Consider the following 21,258-nt stretch of genomic DNA (forward strand, 5'->3'; position numbering starts at 1 on the left):
TATGGCAGTAAAAGGAATTAAAAAGATTACCTATCTCCAATTGTTGGCGTTGCATGCCCTATTTGCCTTTGTGGTCTATTTCTTTGGGTTTGCGGCCAAATTCCTTTTGATTGCCATTGTACTCTATTTTCTGGTTAAAATACTCTCTACGAACAATCGCAACGATGAGGTACTCATTGCAGCTGCATACATGACAGGTATTGAAGTATTTGCGCGTATGACAGGAGGGGCTATCTCCTATGAGTTTTCCAAATATTCGGTGACGGGCTTTCTTGTTATAGGAATGTTCTACCGCGGATTTAACCGAAATTCATGGCCCTATGTCATTTATCTCGTCTTTCTCGTACCGGGAATATTGTTTTCGGCCATCAATCTAAACTACGACACCAGTATCGTGAAAGCCTTGGCTGGAAATCTAACGGGACCCATTTGTGTGGGTATTTCGGCATTGTATTGTTACAATAGGAAAATCTCTACGGAACGATTGCAGCATATTCTGTTAGCGGTATTGTTTCCGGTAGTTACTACCACACTTTATCTGTATTTGTATACACCTTCGGTTCAGGATGTGGTTACAGGGACACAATCCAATTTTGCAACATCAGGAGGATTTGGGCCAAATCAGGTAGCCACCATTCTCGGATTGGGGATGTTCATTTTATTTGCGCGCTTGCTGCAATACAGGAATCTGTTATTGAATCTTGTAGATGTAGGTATATTGGGCTTAATGAGCTATCGTGCCATTGTTACCTTTTCGAGGGGAGGAGTACTTACAGCTGCCTTGTGTGCGGCTGCATTCTTGGCAATTTACTATTGGTATTCTCGGGGTAGTACCCGTGTAGTTTTGGTTCCAAAGATTGGTGTCATCGTAGTCGCGTTGCTTTTGGCGTGGGGATATTCTTCTATATCCACAAGAGGGCTAATCGATAAGCGTTATGCGAATCAAGATGCCGCAGGAAGGGAGAAGCAAGATCTCACTACGGGACGAATAGACCTTCTTAATTCTGAGTTGGAAGCCTTTTATTCGAATCCATTCACGGGAATTGGAGTTGGAAAGATCAAGGAATACCGTTTAGAAACTACGGGAAGGGAATCGGCCACGCACAATGAGGTAAGCCGTATTTTGTCGGAACATGGAATGTTTGGCTTGTTGGCACTATCCATATTGCTTTTTAAACCTTTAATGAGACGATTTAGGGATAGATCGAACTTGTTCCTGTATTCCTTTGTTATCTTTTGGTTCTTAACGATCAACCATTCGTCCATGCGTTTAGTGGCTCCTGCCTTTATCTATGGCTTGGCTCTTTTAACCATCATAAGTGAAAAAAAGAAGAATACTATACGTAGGCAACAACTTACGGGGTGATACAACCAACATCACTACCATAGAGACCCTGTCCCAACAACTGCGCGGAGAAGGATATGAGGTCGTGACCACCTCTTCCAAAAAGAATAAGGTATTGAGGATTTTGGATATGCTTGTAACGGTCTTTAGGCACAGAAGAACTGTGGATAGCGTATTGATCGACACCTACAGCACGCAAAATTTTTATTACGCCGTAGCTGTGGGTTATCTATGTCGATGGTATAAAATTCACTACATCCCCATCCTTCATGGCGGTAATTTGCCCCATCGATTGAAAAAGAACAAGTCCTTATCCCAAACGTTATTTCATGGTGCCAAGACAAACGTAGCGCCCTCTCAATATTTGGAGTATGAGTTTTCTAAGGAAGGATATACCAACCTTACCTATATTCCGAATACCATTTCCATTTCGGAATATCCCTTTAAAGATCGAGCCCACTTTCGGCCCAAGTTATTATGGGTGCGTTCCTTTGCCGAAATATACAATCCCATGCTCGCGGTCGAACTGATAGAGCGACTTATGGCATCCATTCCTGAGATTGAACTATGTATGGTGGGACCGGATAAAGATGGTAGTTTAGAAAAGTGCAAATCGTATGCGGAAAGCAAGAAACTACCCGTTAGGTTTACAGGAAAATTGACGAAAAGGGAGTGGCGAGTACTTTCTCAGGAATACGATCTCTTCATTAACACTACGAACTTCGACAATACCCCTGTAAGTGTTATTGAAGCAATGGCGTTGGGCTTACCCATTGTTTCCACAAATGTAGGCGGTATGCCCTATCTCATAGTAGATGGAAAGGATGGAAAACTGGTTCCACCCAATGATTTAAATCGCTTGGCCCAAGGTGTGATGGAAGTATTGGAGAATCCCACTCAAGCTCAGGAATTAGCGCAGCAAGCGAGAAGCAAAGCCGAAAGTTTTGATTGGGAAAAAGTGAAACTAGCGTGGGGAGAACTTTTAAAGGAGTAAATAAATAGCTACTTTTAACCACTTAAACCGACCCTAATGTCCCAAAAATCAAATATACATTTTGATATTTCGGAACGAAAAGTACTATTACGCATATTCGATATCGCGTGTGTTTTAGGAGCATTGTATCTAGTTGGGATCCTATTCGACTTCGATTATTTCCTTATCAATTCACAGCATTGGGTTTGGTCCATTGTTCTAGGCTTGTACCTTACCGTTTTTGCGACGATTTTCGAATTATACAACCTTCAAAAGGCGAGTAAGTTCGAAGTTGTGATACAGAATATTATCCTTACAGCTTCAGTTACCGTACTCTTTTATTTACTTACGCCTTTCTTTACCCCAGAGCTTCCAGAGAATCGTTTACAGATCGTATATTTCTATATATCTATTAATCTATCCTTGTTTATATGGCGGTATGCCTATATCGTTTTGATCTCGGCTCCAAGATTCTTTAAGCGTGTATTATTGGTTACGGGAGGATCTAACGTAAATTCCGTGATCTCTACCCTTCAGAAAAACGACCCCAATTATCGGGTGATTGGATTTATAAATACCGATAAAACCGAATATGAACCAGAAGAAGATCGAGCGCTGGAGGAATTCAATCTTACCAATGTTTCCGAAACGGTTACAGAGCATCAAATATCGGAGATCGTAGTGGCTACTTCCCAAGACAAGGGAATTACATTGCATTTGTACAATCAGCTTATCGACCTTCTCGAGAATGGGGTGTCCATTCGGGAATATACGCAGGTGTATGAGGAGATTACGCATCGGGTTCCGGTGCAGCATGTTGAGAAGGATTTTTATCGATATTTCCCATTTAGCCGAAGTAATCAGAATAAATTATACCTCTTTTTCCATCGTATTTTGGATTTGTTTTTTTCCGTCTTGGGACTAACTTTCGGTTTGCTCATAAGCCCTATTGTTATTATTGGAAATCTTTTCTGGAATCGGGGTCCTATGTTCTATACGCAAATTCGAGTGGGAAGAAACGGGAAGCATTTCAGAATTTACAAGTTGCGTAGTATGATCCCTGATGCTGAAAAGCACGGAGCACAATTTGCACAGAAGAAAGACTGGCGGATTACCAAGTTTGGAAAATTCCTTCGAAAAACCCGATTCGATGAAATTCCACAGTTTATTAATGTAATAAAAGGGGATATGAGTGTGATAGGTCCACGACCGGAGCGTCCTGTCTTCGTGAAAGAGCTTTCAGAAAAAATACCTTTTTATGAAATTCGGCATATCGTTAAGCCTGGGGTAACAGGCTGGGCACAGGTAAATGCCGATTATGGAGCCTCTGAGGCCGATGCTTTGGAAAAGCTACAGTACGATTTATATTACATCAAAAAACGAAGCTTATTTCTGGACATCAGCATCGTGATAAAAACCCTGAGTACCATTATCTTCTACAGGGGGCAATAGGTCTAGCTTAATTTTTTAAGATAAGAGGCCACATAGAGGTATCGAACTCCCAAAGCGATAAAGAGCGGAACAAATCCAATAGCAAATCGTTGTACTCCAGTTACAGAATGAAGGGCTAACAATAGCAACATAAGGATAAGCAGCACCATATAGCGGTATAGCCACTTTTTGGGTTGTTTTTTACCAATGGCAAATGCAAACAGTATAGAAGGGGCGAAGGCCCACAAAAGATTGTAGTTGTTGGCTGTAGTAGAATGGTCTGTACCGAACCATAGGAGCAAAAGGATGATGCCTATAAGGCCGGAGATGGCAAAAATTCCGGAATCTAGAAAACGACTACGTGACGCACTTCTATAATCACGGAATGTGACCCAAAGAATTAAAAGGGCCAATACCCCAAAAACAAATAAAGGACTGCTAAAGAAGGCTACTTCTTCCTTAGCGGGGTCATTCTCAAATAGGGTGCGACTTTCGTTCACCAAAGGAACCGAATTGCCATTCCGGTTCAAACGCGCCTTTGCGGCAGCTTCGTACACATAATTGGGCAAGAATTGGTGTTCCCAGGGAGAAGCAGTCCTGTCGGTCACCGCTCCAATGGCAACGTCCATCCCCAAACTCCCCCAAGTATTGTAATGTACATTCTGTTGAATGAGCTCTCGGAAGGTAGCGGGATTTTTGACAAAGGATTCATCAAATTCATAGGCATCTCCTAGAACACTACTTAACACATCCCTTGGTTTGGTAGCACAATTATCGAAAAGGAAATCGTATAAATAGGCCCTGTTTTCTACCTTGGCATTATTCTCCAAGAAGTCATAGAATTCCTGTTTTTCCGAAAACGAAAGATCCAAGACCTGTTCCTTTACCCATCGGTTTTGTCGCTTGTACACGTTTACGAACTGATCGAAACGTCGTACATCCAATATGTACAACAGCTTTCCTCGGGCAAATTTGGTGTAGAAATTAGGCGTACTAAAATCATACACCCCATAGTTAAAAGCGATATCGAAAAGGCTGTCTTTTACGCGAATGGCTGTATGTCCAAACTTGTCATACAGGTTTTTACCCGGACCAATGGTAATGATGCTTATTTCAGCATTTTCAGATAGTTCGGGAAGTTGACATTTTACAGCAGTAGGCCAAAATAGGGCCAATACGAAGAGGATGGGAAAAAGTCGTTTCACGGACGCAAAAATTGGTGTTGTTAAATTTCAGAATTAAAACCAATACTCACAACTTTTGCAAGTAAAATAAATCTTATCGGAATAAAGACCAGTCCAGTGTAAGGGAAAAAACGTTAGAATATAAGGCTGCACTTTGGTCCCCAATATCGGTCAAAGCATAATCCACTTTAATGCCTTTGTATTCGAAACCAACACCAATATTAGGTTGAAATCCAATCGAATCACTACCATCCAATTGGGTAATGTTTTGGAAGTTACCAACTCCAGCTCTTACATACACCAAATCGACATAACCCGCTTCAATACCTAGGGCAGGAGTGATACTGGTGAAAGAGGAAGATATGATATCATTTGTCTCGGCAAAGCGGAAGTTAAGGTCGGCTTCTGCCATAAGTGAAAAATCGGAATGAAGGTCGAACTCCTTGGCCATTCCAAATTGAACTTTGGGAATGGTAATCTCGGTAGTTTCCGGAAGCTCTTGATTTTGTCCTTCTACCGCTCCCTGAATGGTTGCAAACTCGTCTTCATCTATGCTCCACGCATTAAAAGTGGTAGTGATGTCCCGCACCATAAGTCCGAACATCCATTTCTTCTTGCTTTCAAATTGTATCGCGGCATCCAATCCAAATCCCCAAGATGAAGCGAAGTCACCTATAATCCTGCGAATCACTTTGGCATTAACCCCTAGTTTTAAGCCATCTAAGGGTAGGTGGCGGGCATAGGAAAAGGTGACGCCATAATCGGCCGTGGAGAAAAGGCTGATACGGTTAAAGTCAATATTCCCTTGATCGTCGATAAGTTGTGTGGTATTTAGGATGTCATCTACCCCAAATCGGATAATGGACAATCCTACGGCACTTTTATCATCCAACGGCATCGCAAAGGCCGCATAGTCATAATTGGCTATGTTTGCGAAATAGGAAGCGTGCATGAGGGACAATTGCTTGTCCTCCAGCTTTAGTAATCCAGCTGGGTTCCAATACCCCGAATTTACATCTCCCGTAGAAGCCACAACGGCATTGGCCATCCCAAAGGAAGCGGCATCAACCCCAATATTCATGAATTCATTGGAGTATTTCCGCGTGGTCTGGGCCAGCAGGGTAGAAGATACCAGCAAAAAAATGATAAGAGTCGTCTTTTTCAAGCAATTAATTTTGAACAAATATCTCACTATTTTCCACAATAGTAAACTATATTTTTAAATACATATTGTGTCCACAAAGATGTAGACGGAAATACTTTGCTATTTTTACAAAAACCAATCGAAAAAATTCATGCTGAAGCAAATCCCTAATGTCATTACCTCATTAAATCTACTTTCTGGCTCTGTTGCCGTTATGTTTGCCCTTTCTGGGGACTTGGTAAGTGCTGCCTTTTTTGCTTTTGCGGGGATCTTTTTCGACTTTTTCGACGGACTGGCGGCCCGGTTATTGAAAGCCGAAAGTGCCGTAGGTCTGGAGCTGGATTCTTTGGCCGATATGGTTACCAGCGGATTGGTGCCAGGAGTGATTATGGTACAGATGATAAGCAAGGCGGTAAGCGGTGATTATTTTGTGATCACCGAAATCTTTGCCGACAATGCTTGGAATAATGCCGGGTCTTACATTCCTTTGGTAGGACTTCTAATCACAGTAGCATCTGCATACCGACTGGCAAAGTTTAATGTGGATACGCGACAGACTCTGGGTTTTATTGGTCTACCCACGCCCGCCAATACATTGCTCATCCTAAGTTTACCGCTCATACTTCATTTTCAGTATTCGGATGCTTTAAAGGATCTGATTCTCAATAAGTGGGTGCTTGTGGGTTTGACCGTTTTGAGCAGTATTCTATTGAATGCTGAAATTCGACTTTTTGGATTGAAATTCAAGAATTGGGACTTTAAATCGAACGCCAAGCGTTACATTTTTCTGTTGATTTCCTTAATTTTATTGATAGTGTTTCAATTCCTCGCCATTCCTATGGTGATTCTCATCTATATAGTGATGTCTTTTTTATGGAAAGAAAATCTGGTAACGCAGTAAAGTTCAAAATTAAAACTCCAACTTCTTCTTTCTAAGTTCGAAGTTTTGCCCTAGGTATACCTTACGCACCATCTCGTCGTTAGCCAATTCTTCGGGTTCTCCATGTTTCAAAATACTTCCTTCAAACATGAGATAGGTTCTATCGGTAATGGCAAGGGTTTCCTGTACGTTGTGATCGGTAATAAGGATACCGATGTTTTTGTTTTTTAACTGCGCTACAATACGCTGAATGTCCTCCACTGCTACCGGATCTACCCCAGCAAAAGGCTCATCCAATAGAATGAAATTAGGATCGGTAGCCAAGGCGCGTGCAATTTCAGTACGACGACGCTCCCCACCACTCAATAAATCCCCACGGTTCTTTCGGATGTGTCCCAAACCGAATTCCTCGATCAAGGATTCCATTTTCATATGTTGCTCCTTTTTGGAAAGGTCGGTAAGCTGCAAAACACTTAAAATATTGTCTTCAATGCTCAATTTCCGGAACACCGATGCTTCCTGTGCCAGATAGCCAATTCCGTTCTGAGCCCTTTTGTACATAGGGAAGGAGGTAATTTCGGTTTCGTCCAAGAAGATGCGTCCACCATTCGGTTTAATAAGCCCTACGATCATATAAAATGAGGTGGTTTTTCCAGCCCCATTGGGTCCAAGTAGTCCCACGATTTCCCCGCGGTTTACTTCCACAGAAATACCCTTTACCACTTTTCGGCCCTTGTAGGATTTTATAAGATTATCGGCTCTTAATTTCATGTTATGGCAATACTACAACAAATGATGGATTCTTTTCTTAAGAATTCGCTAAACTTGGTTTTCCAATGCTTCCCAATATTCGTAAGCCCTTCGTAAATGGGGGATCACAATGGTACCACCAATGAGCAATGAGATGCTCATGCCTTCTACCACTTCCTCTTTACTTAGGCCCAATTTATGACATTCTTCCAAATGATAGCGTACACAATCATCGCATCGCAATACCAAGGAATTGCCCAATCCCAATAACTCTTTGGTTTTCTTGTCCAGAGCTCCTTCGGTAAAGGCATTGGTATCTAGATTAAAAATTCGCTTTAGGATTTTGTTGTTATCCTCCAGCAATTTTTCGTTCATTTTAGAACGATAGGCGTTAAATTCTTCTACAATGTTTCCCATAGTTGTTAAGCTTTGGAAGCGAGTTTCCGATTTTGCCGCTTCACTACGGCTTTCGAAATGTAAATACTTATTTCATACAGAATGATCACGGGGATGGCCACAATTACCTGACTTGCAATATCAGGAGGGGTAATGATGGCTGATAGGATCAAGACAATCACTAAGGCGAACTTTCTATACTTTCTTAGGAACTCCGGGGTTACCAGTCCTATTTTGGTTAAAATGTATATGATAATTGGGAGTTCGAAAATGATCCCACTGGAAAGCGCACAGGCTCTTACCAATCCTATAAAACTACTTATATCGAATTCGTTCAGTACTTCCGCACTTACTTGATAACTCCCTAAAAAGTTAATCGAGAGCGGAGTAACAATAAAGTATCCGAACAATACCCCAATAAAGAAAAGTAGGGAGGCAATGAAAATAAAACCTCGCGCCGATTTCCGTTCGTTGACATGCAATCCAGGGCTAACAAATTTCCAGAATTCATACAGTACGTAAGGAAAGGCAACGATAAATCCTGCGGTAATAGAGGTCCAGATATGCGCCGAGAATTGCCCGGCCATGGTTCTACTTTGTATCACGAAAGGTAATTCTGTAAAACAAAAACTATCCAACCCTATGGCTTGGGCCGATTTGCATAATAGTTTGTAGGTGGGGAAGGCAGCGTCCTTGGGCCAGAAAATGATACCATCGAATATAATGCCCTTAAAGACGAAAGCCAATGTAGCCACTAAAACAACTGCCCCGGTAGATCGAATAAGATGCCAACGTAGTTCCTCTAGGTGATCGAGGAAAGACATTTCCTTTTCGGCATTCGCGTTTTTTGCTGTCATTAAATAATACCTTCCTTGCTTAAATTATGAATGTGAACCACTCCAGCATATTTACCATTCTTTTCGGCTAAAATCTGGGTGATTCCATGTTTGTCCATAAGTTCCATAGCTTCTATGGCCATGGCATCGTTATCCACTTTCTTTGGGTTTTGCGTCATGATATCCTTAGCCGTAAGCCCAGCAATATTATCCACTTTGGTCAACATCCTACGCAAATCACCATCGGTTATGATTCCTACGATTTCGTCATTTTCGACTACTGCGGTCACCCCTAATAGTTTTTCAGAAATCTCCATGATAACCCTTTTAATGCCCATGTCGGGAGTTACTTGGGGTTTTTCGTTAAGAGAAGTAAGATCACTCACGCGAAGGTATAGCTTTTTGCCCAAGGAGCCTCCAGGATGAAATTTGGCAAAATCCCTACTGGAGAACCCTCTTAGTTCCAATAATGACATCGCCAAGGCGTCACCCATAACCAACTGTGCTGTAGTACTGGTGGTAGGTGCCAAGTTATTGGGACAGGCTTCCTTTTCCACATAGGCATGAAGCACATAGTCGCTCTGTTGCCCAAGGAAAGAATCCTTATGAGAAGTAATGCCGATAAGCTTATTACCACTTCCTTTAATGAGCGGGACCAATACCTTGATTTCGGGTGTGTTTCCACTTTTCGAAATACAGATGACTGTATCGTTTTCCTGAATAATTCCCAAATCCCCATGAATGGCGTCGGCCGCGTGCATGAAGATGGAAGGCGTACCCGTTGAATTGAGCGTGGCCACAATTTTAGTGGCTATGTTGGCGCTTTTACCAATTCCTGTTACTATAACCCTTCCTTTGGATTGAAATATGTATTGCGTTGCCTCTGCGAACTCCGAAGAGATCAAGTTAGAAAGATTTAAAATAGCGTTTCCTTCAGTTTCGATCGTCTTCTTAGCGACAGAGATTATTTTATCCTCGTAGTTCAAAATGTTACCTTTTCTTTATTTTGTAGCTGTACAACTTTTTATTATATTTAGTTACGCAAAGCAGAAATCTGCTTGCCCCCAAGCACAACAATTAGATACAACTTAACCAAATAGGTTGCAAAATTACAATTGTTCCCTAGTTCACACAATTTTAATTTTGACCAGAATTATTGAAATAAACGAGTATAGCGTGAACGAATTAGACTTATACGCATCCCTCAAAAAGTACTTTGGGTTTACGCAATTTAAAGGCCTTCAGGAGGACGTTATAAGAAGCATCCTGAGCGATAAGAATACCTTCGTGATCATGCCTACGGGCGGAGGTAAATCCCTTTGTTATCAGTTACCCGCTTTAATGAAAGAAGGAACGGCCATTGTCGTTTCCCCTCTTATTGCATTGATGAAGAACCAAGTGGATGCCCTGCGTTCGCTTTCTTCAGAAGAAGGTATCGCCCATGTACTGAATTCCTCTTTGAATAAAACCGAAGTTAAAAAGGTAAAAAGCGATATTGTTTCTGGAGTAACCAAATTGCTCTATGTGGCACCCGAGTCACTTACAAAGGAAGAGAACGTAGATTTCCTGAATTCCGTAACCATTTCCTTTGTTGCGATAGATGAAGCCCACTGTATTAGTGAGTGGGGCCATGATTTTAGACCAGAATACAGGAACCTTCGCAAGATCATTCAACGTATTGGTGATCAAATCCCTATCATTGGACTCACGGCTACAGCTACCCCTAAGGTACAGGAAGATATCCTGAAGAATTTGGGAATTCAGGACGCCAATACCTTTAAGGCTTCTTTTAATAGGCCGAATTTATATTACGAAATACGACCCAAAACCAAGAATGTAGATACGGATATTACTCGTTTTGTAAAGCAGAACGAAGGCAAAAGTGGGATTATCTATTGCCTAAGTAGAAAACGGGTTGAGGAGTTAGCCCAGACGCTACAGGTGAATGGTGTAAAGGCCGTTCCCTACCATGCGGGATTGGATGCCAAAACACGGGTAAAGCATCAGGATATGTTCCTAATGGAAGACGCCGATGTGGTGGTAGCAACCATTGCCTTTGGAATGGGAATAGACAAACCCGATGTACGTTTTGTGGTGCATAATGATATTCCGAAAAGTATTGAAAGCTACTATCAGGAAACCGGTCGAGCTGGGCGCGATGGTGGTGAAGGACATTGTCTGGCTTTCTACAGTTATAAGGACATTGAAAAGCTGGAGAAATTCATGAGTGGTAAGCCTGTGGCCGAACAAGAAATTGGCCATGCGCTTTTACAGGAAGTTGTGGCTTTTGCCGAAACTTCCATTTCACGAAGAAAGTTTATCCTTCACTATTTTGGTGAAGAATTCGATAATGAAACCGGCGAAGGAGGGGATATGGACGACAATATGCGTCACCCAAAGAAGAAATACGAAGCCACGGACGAGGCCGTCACTATATTAAAAGTAATTAAGGATACCAATCAGCAATACAAATCAAAGGAGGTAGTGAATGTTTTGGTAGGGAATGTAAATGCCTTGATAAAATCCCATAGGACAGATACCCAACCTTTTTTCGGTGTGGGAAGCAGTCAGGAACCAACCTATTGGATGGCATTGCTGCGTCAATTGCTGGTGGCTGGATATCTTAGAAAGGATATTGAAACGTACGGGGTCATTAAGCTTACAGAAGGTGGGTTGAATTTTCTGAATGCCCCTTCTTCCTTCATGATGACCGAAGACCACAGCTATAAGGAAGCCAATGACGATACGATCGTGGTGAATCAGAAAGGTAGTGCCAATGCGGCAGATCAGAATCTCTTTGCTCTTTTGAAAGCTGAACGGAAAAAAGTGGCCGACAAGCTCAGTTTGCCACCCTTCGTAATTTTTCAAGATCCTTCGTTAGAGGATATGTCCTTAAAATATCCCATCAGTTTGGAAGAACTTTCCAATGTTCATGGTGTGGGTGAAGGGAAGGCAAAAAAATACGGCACCTCTTTCGTCGCACTGATTAAGCAGTACGTTGAAGAGCATGATATTACCCGTCCAGACGATTTCGTGGTGAAATCCACTGGTACCAATAGTGCTTTGAAATTATACATCATTCAAAGTGTGGATCGTAAGTTGCCACTGAGCGATATCGCCGATGCCAAAGGACTGGAGATGCCCGAATTCATCAAGGAGATGGAAGCCATTGTCTACAGTGGTACCAAACTGAACATCGATTATTGGATTGATGAAGTGTTGGATGAAGATCAGCAGGAAGAAATCCATGAGTATTTCTTGGAGGCCGAAACCGATCGAATTGATGAGGCCATGGAAGAGTTCGATGGTGATTACGATGATGAAGAACTACGACTGTATCGCATTAAATTCATTAGTCAGGTAGCCAATTAATTGGTATTTCAACAGCCAGAAAGGAATTCCAAAATTCTTTTGTAACTTTCATCAAAGTCGCGTTAACACTATATCCAACTGCTCAACCGGTACTATGAGATACCTTTTCCTATTCCTTTTTTTGATCCTTTTTTCACTTCCGATAGTTTCACAAACCTATACGGATACCCTGAAAGTAGCGTATACCCAAGCACCTCCGTTTATCATTCCGAATAAAGGAAACCTCGAAGGGGTCAACATCTGGTTATGGGAGCAAGTGGCCGAAGATTTGAACCTATCCTACGAAATGGTTCCCATGAATTTTTCTGAAATGCTCGTCGCTTTGGAGAAAGGAGAGGTGGATGTTTGTATCAATCCCTTAACCATCACCAGTGAACGAAGTAGGGGGATGGATTTTACGCATTCTTTTTTCGCAAGTAATTCGACAATAGCCGTGGCGCGGAAAACCTCCCTTCGGAAGTTTTTGGATTTTCTAGGCGCATTTTTTAACGTGAACTTCCTTCGTGGACTGTTCATATTGCTTTTTATCATTTTCCTCTTCGGGACTTTGGCGTGGCTGTTCGAACGCAAGAAAAACCCTGATCATTTTCGGCATGGACCCAGAGGAATTTGGGATGGTGTTTGGTGGTCTGCCGTTACGTTAACTACCGTAGGATACGGAGACAAAGCTCCGAAATCGAAACGGGGGAAGGCTACCGCTTTACTGCTTATGTTTGGTGGTTTGCTTTTTATTTCTGGGTTAACAGCGAGTATTGCTTCCAGTCTCACGGTAAACGAACTGAGCAATAATCCCGATGGATTTCACGAGTTTAAGGATGCCAAAGTAGGTACCATTGGCAATTCGGGTGCATATAACTTTTTGAAAGAGAATTTTTTCAAAGACGTGAGCACCTACAATGGATTGGTTCCAGGCCTTCGCGCCTTAAAGGATGGTGAGATTAAAGCCTTCATCTACGATGAACCCATTATGAAATACCGCATTCATACCGATCCCGAATTCAAAAAGATCGAATTGTTGCCCATTAAATTCGATGTTCAGTTTTATGCCTTTGCTTTTTCCCAAGACAAAGAAGAAGTAGAGAAGATTATTTCTCAAAAAATCCTCGAAATTATGGAGACGGCTGAATGGGAAATTGTGCTAAACGAATTTGGTCTTTCCGAGATATAATTCAAAGTAAAAAAATACCTTTTCAATTACAAACCTGAAATGAAATGCGCTTGAGGTTACATAACGTAGTTCATGTTCATCGTCTGTAAATAATGACTAACTTATACGTCCAAGTTATTAATTCTGAGAAGAAACCACTAAACCACCCAATTATGTCCAAAGACCTTGTAGAAATTGCCAAGATCTCCCAACTCCAAGAAAAAGAACCTGCCCACGCCCTTGTTAGTAATACCGATTTAGTCATCATAAAATATGGTGATAGCGTTTCCGTACTGTACGGACGTTGCCTGCATCGCGGTGCTTTGCTATCCGATGGTTATGTTGATGGCCACAACCTGATTTGCGGTGTCCATCATTGGGATTATCGTTACGATACAGGAGTAAGTGAATATAATAATGAAGAAGCCCTGCATAAGTTTCAGGAATATACAGATGGCGATTCGTTATTGGTAGATCAAAACGATATCAAGGCTTTCGAAAAAGAACACCCACAACCCTTTAATCGCGATGAATATTTGGGGGCTTATGCCGATACCCATCCCGAAGATACAGAACCCTATACAGGTTATATAAAAGAGTTGGCGAAGAATGGTCTTTCCAAAATTGGCCATCATGGGTTTTCGGCTTCCATGGGAGTCGATAGGAACACCTTGCCGAAATGGAACGATATTCAATTTTTACCAGCTCAATTATCTCGAAGGCCTTTATTGGATCATGAAGCAGTGGCTACCAAAGTGATTATTGGTCCATTGGCCAAAAAGCCGTTGGAATTGGATATTCCCCTTTTCGTAAGTGATATGAGTTTTGGGGCTTTGTCCCGTGAAGCCAAAATAGCACTATCTAAAGGAGCGGAAATGGCGGGTACGGGGATTTGTTCGGGAGAAGGAGGAATGCTACCACAGGAACAAGCGAACAATTCCAGGTATTTTTATGAATTGGCCTCGGCACAGTTTGGTTTCTCTTGGGACAAGTTGGAAAACGTACAAGCTTTCCATTTTAAAGGAGGTCAGGGAGCAAAGACAGGAACTGGAGGGCATTTGCCGGGGAATAAGGTGAGCAAAGAAATAGCTGAGGTACGTGGCTTGAATGAAGGAGAAAGTGCTATTTCACCTGCGACCTTTCCAGACTTTCATGGCGTAGAAGATTTCAGAAAATTTGCTGAAGAAGTACGAGAACGCACTGGAGGCATTCCTATTGGTTTTAAGATCGCTGCAAGCCATATAGAAGAAGACATTCAATTTGCCTTAGATGTAGGCGTAGATTATATCATCCTCGACGGACGGGGAGGAGGAACGGGTTCTGCCCCTACCATTCTTAGGGATAATATCAATGTACCTACCATTCCTGCTTTGGCCAGGGCTAGAAAATATTTGGATGAAGTAGGCGCTACCGACATTACATTGGTCATTACGGGTGGATTGCGAATTGCAGAAGACTTTGCCAAGGCGATGATGTTGGGTGCCGATGCCATTGCTGTTTCCAATTCGGCAATCCAGGCTATTGGTTGTTTGGGAATGCGTGCTTGTGGCACCAACAATTGTCCCGTAGGGATTGCTACCCAAAAAGAATCGTTGCGAAGTAGACTTATTGTGGATTCATCGGCCAAGCAGTTGTACAATTATTTTACGGCTACCAATGATCTTATTAGGGTGATTGCAAGGGCCTGTGGTTACGATGATATTTCAAAATTCAACAAAGGGGATCTTTCCACTTTCAATCAAGATATATATAAACTTACCGGTATAAAATACGCTGGGATAATCACAGACTGACCATGGAACAAATCATGCACAGGGCAGCGCAGTACTTAGCTACAGCGGCCATTAGCTTTTTGGAAAAGAAGGAAGACGACAGCCATACCAATCTAGGCTGGATCGATTCCCTTCCCGGATTGGTAACTCATCCCTTAACTGCTGAAGGAGATATGCTAGCACTTAATTATGAAACCTTCTCTTTGGAATGGAGGAAAGGCGATAGCTCAATTCATACACTTTGGCTAGAAGGGAAGACGCATGATGAAGTGATTGAGTGGATTGCCGAAATAAGCAAACAACAAGTCCTACAGAAGGCCTATGAATATGCACTTCACTACGATTTACCGTATCCGGTTATCACAGACGATTACACCTATTCCATGGGTAATCCGGAACGATTGAAAGGACTGGTTCAGAATAGAACCCGAGTGAATCACGCCTTGGTCAGAACCTTGGCCGCCAATGGACTTACCTCCGATGTACGCATTTGGCCACATCACTTCGATTCTGGAGGGTTTGCCATGGCCAATGAAACTTTGGGGATAGGGCTCGGAATGGCAGTACCCGATAGTATGATAGACGATTTTTATCTCTACGTAAGTGGATATCACGGCCATGATTTTGTAGATACCACCTCTTTCGAACCTTTGTCAACCGGAACTGTTTATTCTGAAGGATGGAAGGGAATTGCCCTTCCTGTGCAAGGACTGTCGGAAGAAGACATGCTTTCCTTTTTCAATGAAGCCATCTCTCGATATACCAATTGATGGAATGGATACCTTTCAGCTTTTTATAGCAATTATTTCCCTAGCGGCTGTCTTCAGCATTATCAATAGAAAACTGCTGAAGTTACCCGATACGATTGGCGTGATGCTATTGGCTATTCTCACTGCCGGAGGATTTGGGTTGTATTCCTTTGTGGATAAAGAAACCTTTATGAATGCCTGCCAATTGGTAGAGCAAATCGACTTCAAGGAGATCGTTTTCGATTTTTTACTGGGGTTTTTACTCTTTGCTGGAGCCATTCATGTAAATCTTACGGCACTGCTCAAGGAACGCGGTCCGGTCATTATTTATGCATCCTTTGGTGTCTTAATATCTACACTTCTTATCGGAACTGCCCTTTATGGGATCGTTACCTTGCTTTCCTTGAATATTAATTACCTGTATTGCTTGGTCTTTGGAGCTTTAATTTCACCTACGGATCCCGTGGCAGTATTGGCTTTGCTCAAAAAGGCAGGGGCCCCCAAAGATCTTGAGATTAAAATAGTGGGCGAATCCCTTTTTAATGATGGGGTGGGAATTGTGGTATTCTTGTCCATCTTCTCCCTCGCCACTATGATGGAAGAGTTTAGTATGTCCCATATAGGATTGGAATTTTTGCAAGAAGCTGGAGGTGGTTTGGCAATGGGAGCGTTGTTAGGGTATGTGGGAAGTCGACTTATTCAGAACTTAAGGAAACAGCCTATCCTAGCCGTTCATGTATCCTTGGCGATTGTCATGGGCGGATACAGTCTATCCTCCCTTTTACATGTATCTGGTGCTTTGGCCATGGTGATGGCCGGTCTCATGGTTGGCAATACCTTGCGAAAGGAATCGGCCTGCAAAGAACTGCAAGTACATATGAATGTATTCTGGAAAGTGATCGATGAAATCCTCAATTCGGTACTCTTTGTACTCATAGGGGTCGAAATCATTGCATTAGACTTCAATCTTAACTATCTTATTGTCGGATTATTGGCCATTGTAATAGTGCTCGTTTCCCGATTTATTTCGGTGGTGATGGCGAATGTTTTCCTAAGAAAGGAGCATCGATCCGATCTAATGCAGATGTACATACTTACTTGGGCGGGATTGCGTGGCGGTATTTCCATAGCCTTGGCCTTGAGCTTGCCCGAAGGAGAGATACGGGATGCTTTATTATTTACAACGTACGTGGTGGTGGTCTTTTCCATTATTGTGCAAGGGTTGACCATAGAAAGACTCATTCTAAAACTGTTGAAATAAAAATCAATTAATATGGGGGAAAAGAAGAAAGTTTGGTACAAAGTACTCAGTAATAAGAAAGACCTTCCTGAGGGAAGGGTCAAGACCGTTACAGCCGCCCATCAAGGAATCTGCCTCACGCATTTCGAAGGAAAATTTTCGGCGCTCGATAATAAATGTCCTCATCAAGGTGGCCCCCTGGGCGAGGGATCTATAGAAAATGGAATGTTGCGTTGTCCGTGGCATGGTTGGGATTTTCATCCTTGTACAGGATTGCCTCCGGGAGGATATGACGATGGTGTAAAGACCTTCGAAGTAAAAGAAGAAGGCGATGCTGTATACGTTGCTTTGGAAGAAGAAGCGCCACACGTAGACACCATTTCGGATGTCATGATGGAAACTATGGTCAATTGGGGTGTGGATACGGTCTTCGGAATGGTGGGCCACAGTAATTTAGGAGTGGCCGATGCCATGCGCAGGCTAGAAGAAAAAGGAAAACTTCAGTACTTCGGAATAAGACATGAAGGAGCCGCTGCTTTTGCGGCTTCAGGCTACGCTAAACTTACTGGAAAGCCAGCCGTTTGTTTTGGGATTGCAGGACCCGGAGCCACCAATATGTTTACGGGCATGTGGGATGCCAAAGTGGATCGTGTTCCCCTATTGGCACTTTCTGGACAGGTAGATACCCATGTGTTGGGAACGGGTGCTTTTCAGGAAGTGGACTTGGTGAAAGCCTTTCAGACAGTGGCCGATTTCAATCATGCGGTTCAGGAGCATTCCCGTCATAGCGAATTGATGTCTTTGGCTATAAAACATGCCTTGGTGAAAAGGGATGTTTCCCACATCACCTTTCCCGATGAGGTGGCTTTTACTCCTAAGCGTACATGGGAAAAACCAAAGACTCCAGAAAATAGAATTACCCCAATGAATATCGCACCGCCTCAGCAAATGCTGGATAAAGCGATACAAATGATTTTGAAAGCCAAGCGACCAGCGATTATAGTAGGTCACGGAGCGCGATTCCATATGGAAGCCATCATTTCGTTTGCACAAAAAATGAATTGTCCGGTCATTACGACATTCAAAGGAAAAGGCCTTATTCCCGATGCCCACGAATTGGGCTGTGGAGTACTGGGTAGGAGTGGAACCCCAATTGCTTCCTGGTTTATGAACGAAAGTGATTTATTAATCGTCTTCGGAGCTTCCTTCTCCAATCACACTGGAATCACTCCCAAGAAACCCATTATACAAGTGGATTTCGACCCTATGGCATTGAGTAAGTTCCATAAAGTAGATGCCGCACTTTGGGGTGAGATTTCAGAAACATTACATAGAATTGAAGCTGCCACGAATGGGAAGTTGGACACCATTGATCAAAGGGACGAAATTGCAAATCGTTGGAGCATTTGGAAGGCAGAAAAGGAAAGTCGACTTAAAGATCAAGGGGAGGATGGAATTAGTTCCATCGCTGTGTTCGACGTTATGAATCGGGTAACCCCAGAAAACGCTGTCATTGCTGTCGATGTAGGGAACAATACCTATTCCTTTGGGCGCTATTTCGAACCCAAACACCAATCCATTATTATGTCTGGTTATCTGGGCTCCATCGGATTTGCCTTACCTGCTGCCATGGGAGCGTGGGCAGCTCAAGGAAAGGAGCGACCTATTTGGTCTGTTTCGGGAGATGGAGGCATGGGGCAATATTTAGGAGAATGGATGACCTTGGTGAAATACAATATGAACATCAAACACGTGCTCTTGAACAATTCAGAATTGGGTAAAATCTCGAAAGAACAACGCGGTGCTGAACTAGATGTTTGGCAAACCAGCTTACACAATCCCAATTTTGCCGATTTCGCCAATAATTGTGGCGCATTGGGAATCCGAGTGGAAGATGTTGCCGATTTGGAAGCCGCTATGATCCGATTACGGGATCATGATGGACCAGCGCTGCTGGATATTGTTTGTGATGTTAACCTTATCTAGGAAACCTGCGTTAGGATTCGGACTTACCAATATCGTCGATAAGATCTTCGTCTACTTTTTTGTCCTTTTTCCACATGCGTTTCAATAGGAAGTAGAAACCGGCACAGGTGAGCAATCCGAAAGGAACTGCCATTAAGCCCAATCCTATATCGCTATAATCATAGATAGAGGAGTTGCTCCATATCTCGATATAGAAAGCGAACAAAACTCCGAAGATGAAGGTGCCTGCATAGTAGGAGAGTACTCCAGCGATAGCAAATCCCCACTTGCTTTTGTTGTGGTCTTCGGCAAGGTTGTAGAAGTACTTACCGATAAAATAGATGAGAATTATTCCAAGCATAATAAAAGGTCGATTAATTGCTGCAATTTAACTTTAATTTTCATTTCTGCCTTCACTTTCAAAAACGTACCTTTGCGGCTCACTAAATTGAAACAAAATGCAAGACGGTATTTACGCTAAAATTACCACTGAAAAAGGAGAAATTCTTATTAAACTAACTCATGACAAGACCCCAGGAACCGTTGGGAACTTTGTAGGTCTTGCCGAAGGGAATTTAGAGAATGGTGCCCAACCTCAAGGAACACCTTACTACGATGGATTGAAATTCCACCGAGTGATTCCAGATTTTATGATTCAAGGGGGTGACCCCAATGGAACGGGAGCAGGTGGTCCAGGGTATAACTTTGATGATGAATTTCACCCAGAATTGAAGCACGATCGTCCTGGTGTACTTTCTATGGCAAATGCTGGGCCTGGCACCAACGGAAGTCAGTTTTTTATTACCCACGTCCCTACCGATTGGTTGGACAACAAGCACACTGTGTTTGGACATGTGGTTGAAGGACAAGACGTGGTAGATAGCGTTGCTCAGGGTGATTCTATGCAAAAAGTAGAGATTATCCGTGTGGGTGAAGAGGCTGAAAAGTGGAATGCAGTGGAAACATTCCGTCAATTTAATGGAGCAAAAGCCGAACGAGAAGCTGCGGCTAAGAGAGCACAAGAGGAATTACTTACTTCTATTTCTGAAGGTTTCGAGAAAACCGAGAGTGGATTGCGCTATCAGATCATTCAAAAGGGAGATGGTGCGAAAGCCGAACAAGGAAAAACCGTTGCTGTTCACTATAAAGGAATGTTCCCAGATGGTAGGGAATTCGATAACTCCTTCAAACGCGGAAATCCGATCGAGTTTCCTGTAGGAATGGGAAATGTGATTCCTGGCTGGGACGAAGGTATTCAGTTATTGCAAGTAGGTGATAAAGCCCGTTTTGTGATCCCTTCCCATTTGGCCTACGGAAGCCGTGGAGCTGGTGGAGTTATTCCTCCCAATGCCACTTTGGTTTTCGATGTAGAGCTAATGAATGTAAAATAAGGACTTCTCGATACAGTTTTTCTTCGAAAAACGACTCGAAGTACTACACTAAAAATAGTTCATAAACTGTTTATATCAATACAGAAAAAACGTCTTCCACTCGGAGGACGTTTTTTATTTTTATGCAAACCTTTTCAAGCCTTATGAATTTAGAAAAACAACGTTATCCCATTGGCCGATTTGCGGCTCCAGAAACCGTATCGGATTCCCTATTGAATGAAGCCATTACTATTTTGGAAATCTTTCCCGAAAATCTTAAAGAGTTACTTCAGGGGATTACCAAAGAAGAATTGAATACACCCTACCGAGAAGGAGGTTGGACGGTTCGTCAGGTAGTGCACCATTTGGCCGATAGCCATCACAATAGCTACATTCGTTTTAAATGGACGCTTACCGAGGATAACCCAACCATTAAGGCTTATAATGAGGCTGCTTGGGCGGCATTGGGCGATTATGCTACTGCTCCTATAGCTTGGTCCATAGACCATTTGGAAAATATTCACCACAAATTAGTACACCTACTCCGAATGTTAACAACCGATCAGTGGGAGCGTACTTTTGTGCATCCCGAAACAGGAGCAACCATGAACCTAAGGACTTTGGCTCTAATGTATTCTTGGCATAGTATGCACCATTACACGCATATTAAGAATGCCTTATCAAAGGAAGCAGTAGGGTAATCT

The 21,258-nt window shown here is 42.6% G+C and carries 19 protein-coding genes; 12 read left to right on the plus strand and 7 right to left on the minus strand.

Annotation, left to right across the window (positions count from 1 at the left end; genetic code table 11):
- The first annotated feature begins 1 nt into the window (after nucleotide 1).
- Genes POV27_RS19800 through POV27_RS19810 form a run of 3 tightly spaced genes read left to right on the plus strand, consistent with a single transcriptional unit; the run spans nucleotide 2 to nucleotide 3,770 of the window.
- Nucleotides 2-1,366 carry an O-antigen ligase family protein gene (locus POV27_RS19800; protein WP_272864534.1) on the plus strand — a complete coding sequence of 455 codons (1,365 nt, stop codon included), beginning with the start codon at nucleotides 2-4 and terminating at the stop codon, nucleotides 1,364-1,366.
- Nucleotides 1,320-2,339, plus strand: coding sequence for a glycosyltransferase family 4 protein (locus POV27_RS19805; protein ID WP_272864535.1), 1,020 nt, complete (start codon nucleotides 1,320-1,322; stop codon nucleotides 2,337-2,339). Before POV27_RS19800 ends, POV27_RS19805 begins: the two co-directional genes overlap by 47 nt.
- Before the next feature lie 36 nt (nucleotides 2,340-2,375).
- On the plus strand, nucleotides 2,376-3,770 hold the full coding sequence (locus POV27_RS19810) for a sugar transferase (protein ID WP_272864536.1): 1,395 nt from the start codon (nucleotides 2,376-2,378) through the stop codon (nucleotides 3,768-3,770).
- A 2-nt stretch (nucleotides 3,771-3,772) separates the two neighbouring features.
- Here the strand turns inward: POV27_RS19810 and POV27_RS19815 are convergent, their stop codons facing one another.
- Both POV27_RS19815 and POV27_RS19820 read right to left on the minus strand, forming a co-directional pair.
- Nucleotides 3,773-4,954 (minus strand): lipoprotein N-acyltransferase Lnb domain-containing protein, encoded by a 1,182-nt coding sequence (locus tag POV27_RS19815; RefSeq protein WP_272864537.1) that lies wholly within the window; start codon nucleotides 4,952-4,954, stop codon nucleotides 3,773-3,775.
- Nucleotides 4,955-5,027: 73 nt separating this feature from the next.
- The gene (locus POV27_RS19820; protein WP_272864538.1) at nucleotides 5,028-6,098 is read right to left on the minus strand and encodes a putative type IX sorting system protein PorV2; all 1,071 of its coding nucleotides are present in this window, start codon (nucleotides 6,096-6,098) and stop codon (nucleotides 5,028-5,030) included.
- A gap of 130 nt (nucleotides 6,099-6,228) precedes the next feature.
- Between POV27_RS19820 and POV27_RS19825 the strand changes: the two genes are divergently transcribed.
- Nucleotides 6,229-6,978, plus strand: coding sequence for a CDP-alcohol phosphatidyltransferase family protein (locus POV27_RS19825; RefSeq protein WP_272864539.1), 750 nt, complete (start codon nucleotides 6,229-6,231; stop codon nucleotides 6,976-6,978).
- A 9-nt stretch (nucleotides 6,979-6,987) separates the two neighbouring features.
- Here POV27_RS19825 and lptB read toward each other — a convergent pair whose 3' ends face one another.
- From lptB to POV27_RS19845, 4 genes are read right to left on the minus strand one after another with little or no spacing between them, the layout of a single operon-like run.
- Nucleotides 6,988-7,728: an LPS export ABC transporter ATP-binding protein gene (gene lptB / locus POV27_RS19830; RefSeq protein WP_272864540.1), complete on the minus strand. Its 741-nt coding sequence runs from the start codon at nucleotides 7,726-7,728 to the stop codon at nucleotides 6,988-6,990.
- Between the two features lie 48 nt (nucleotides 7,729-7,776).
- Nucleotides 7,777-8,124: a carboxymuconolactone decarboxylase family protein gene (locus tag POV27_RS19835; RefSeq protein ID WP_272864541.1), complete on the minus strand. Its 348-nt coding sequence runs from the start codon at nucleotides 8,122-8,124 to the stop codon at nucleotides 7,777-7,779.
- Between the two features lie 5 nt (nucleotides 8,125-8,129).
- Nucleotides 8,130-8,960 (minus strand): twin-arginine translocase subunit TatC, encoded by an 831-nt coding sequence (gene tatC, locus POV27_RS19840; RefSeq protein ID WP_272864542.1) that lies wholly within the window; start codon nucleotides 8,958-8,960, stop codon nucleotides 8,130-8,132.
- Nucleotides 8,960-9,925, minus strand: a complete 966-nt coding sequence (locus tag POV27_RS19845; RefSeq protein WP_272864543.1) for a KpsF/GutQ family sugar-phosphate isomerase — start codon at nucleotides 9,923-9,925, stop codon at nucleotides 8,960-8,962. Before POV27_RS19845 ends, tatC begins: the two co-directional genes overlap by 1 nt.
- Nucleotides 9,926-10,115: 190 nt before the next feature.
- Between POV27_RS19845 and recQ the strand changes: the two genes are divergently transcribed.
- The 6 genes from recQ (at nucleotide 10,116) to POV27_RS19875 (ending at nucleotide 19,205) form a co-directional block, all read left to right on the plus strand.
- Nucleotides 10,116-12,311, plus strand: coding sequence for a DNA helicase RecQ (recQ, locus tag POV27_RS19850; protein WP_272864544.1), 2,196 nt, complete (start codon nucleotides 10,116-10,118; stop codon nucleotides 12,309-12,311).
- 94 nt (nucleotides 12,312-12,405) lie between these two features.
- The gene (locus tag POV27_RS19855; protein WP_272864545.1) at nucleotides 12,406-13,479 is read left to right on the plus strand and encodes a transporter substrate-binding domain-containing protein; all 1,074 of its coding nucleotides are present in this window, start codon (nucleotides 12,406-12,408) and stop codon (nucleotides 13,477-13,479) included.
- A 152-nt stretch (nucleotides 13,480-13,631) separates the two neighbouring features.
- The gene (locus tag POV27_RS19860; RefSeq protein ID WP_272864546.1) at nucleotides 13,632-15,251 is read left to right on the plus strand and encodes a glutamate synthase-related protein; all 1,620 of its coding nucleotides are present in this window, start codon (nucleotides 13,632-13,634) and stop codon (nucleotides 15,249-15,251) included.
- Between the two features lie 2 nt (nucleotides 15,252-15,253).
- The gene (locus tag POV27_RS19865; RefSeq protein ID WP_272864547.1) at nucleotides 15,254-16,000 is read left to right on the plus strand and encodes a hypothetical protein; all 747 of its coding nucleotides are present in this window, start codon (nucleotides 15,254-15,256) and stop codon (nucleotides 15,998-16,000) included.
- Nucleotides 15,972-17,240: a cation:proton antiporter gene (locus POV27_RS19870; protein ID WP_272864548.1), complete on the plus strand. Its 1,269-nt coding sequence runs from the start codon at nucleotides 15,972-15,974 to the stop codon at nucleotides 17,238-17,240. The genes POV27_RS19865 and POV27_RS19870 overlap by 29 nt, the downstream gene beginning before the upstream one ends.
- A 12-nt stretch (nucleotides 17,241-17,252) precedes the next feature.
- Entirely contained in the window at nucleotides 17,253-19,205 is a 1,953-nt protein-coding gene (locus POV27_RS19875; protein ID WP_272864549.1) for a thiamine pyrophosphate-binding protein, read from the plus strand.
- A gap of 10 nt (nucleotides 19,206-19,215) precedes the next feature.
- Here POV27_RS19875 and POV27_RS19880 read toward each other — a convergent pair whose 3' ends face one another.
- Nucleotides 19,216-19,545 carry a hypothetical protein gene (locus POV27_RS19880; RefSeq protein WP_272864550.1) on the minus strand — a complete coding sequence of 110 codons (330 nt, stop codon included), beginning with the start codon at nucleotides 19,543-19,545 and terminating at the stop codon, nucleotides 19,216-19,218.
- Nucleotides 19,546-19,642: 97 nt separating this feature from the next.
- Here POV27_RS19880 and POV27_RS19885 point away from each other — a divergent pair, with 97 nt between their 5' ends.
- Both POV27_RS19885 and POV27_RS19890 read left to right on the plus strand, forming a co-directional pair.
- A complete protein-coding gene (locus POV27_RS19885) occupies nucleotides 19,643-20,575 on the plus strand; it encodes a peptidylprolyl isomerase (protein WP_272864551.1) in 933 nt (310 codons plus the stop codon).
- Nucleotides 20,576-20,718: 143 nt separating this feature from the next.
- Nucleotides 20,719-21,255 carry a YfiT family bacillithiol transferase gene (locus POV27_RS19890; RefSeq protein ID WP_272864552.1) on the plus strand — a complete coding sequence of 179 codons (537 nt, stop codon included), beginning with the start codon at nucleotides 20,719-20,721 and terminating at the stop codon, nucleotides 21,253-21,255.
- The last annotated feature ends 3 nt before the right edge of the window (nucleotides 21,256-21,258 follow it).

This window comes from Aureisphaera galaxeae (assembly GCF_028561275.1).
In the GTDB taxonomy this organism is placed as follows: domain Bacteria; phylum Bacteroidota; class Bacteroidia; order Flavobacteriales; family Flavobacteriaceae; genus Aureisphaera; species Aureisphaera galaxeae.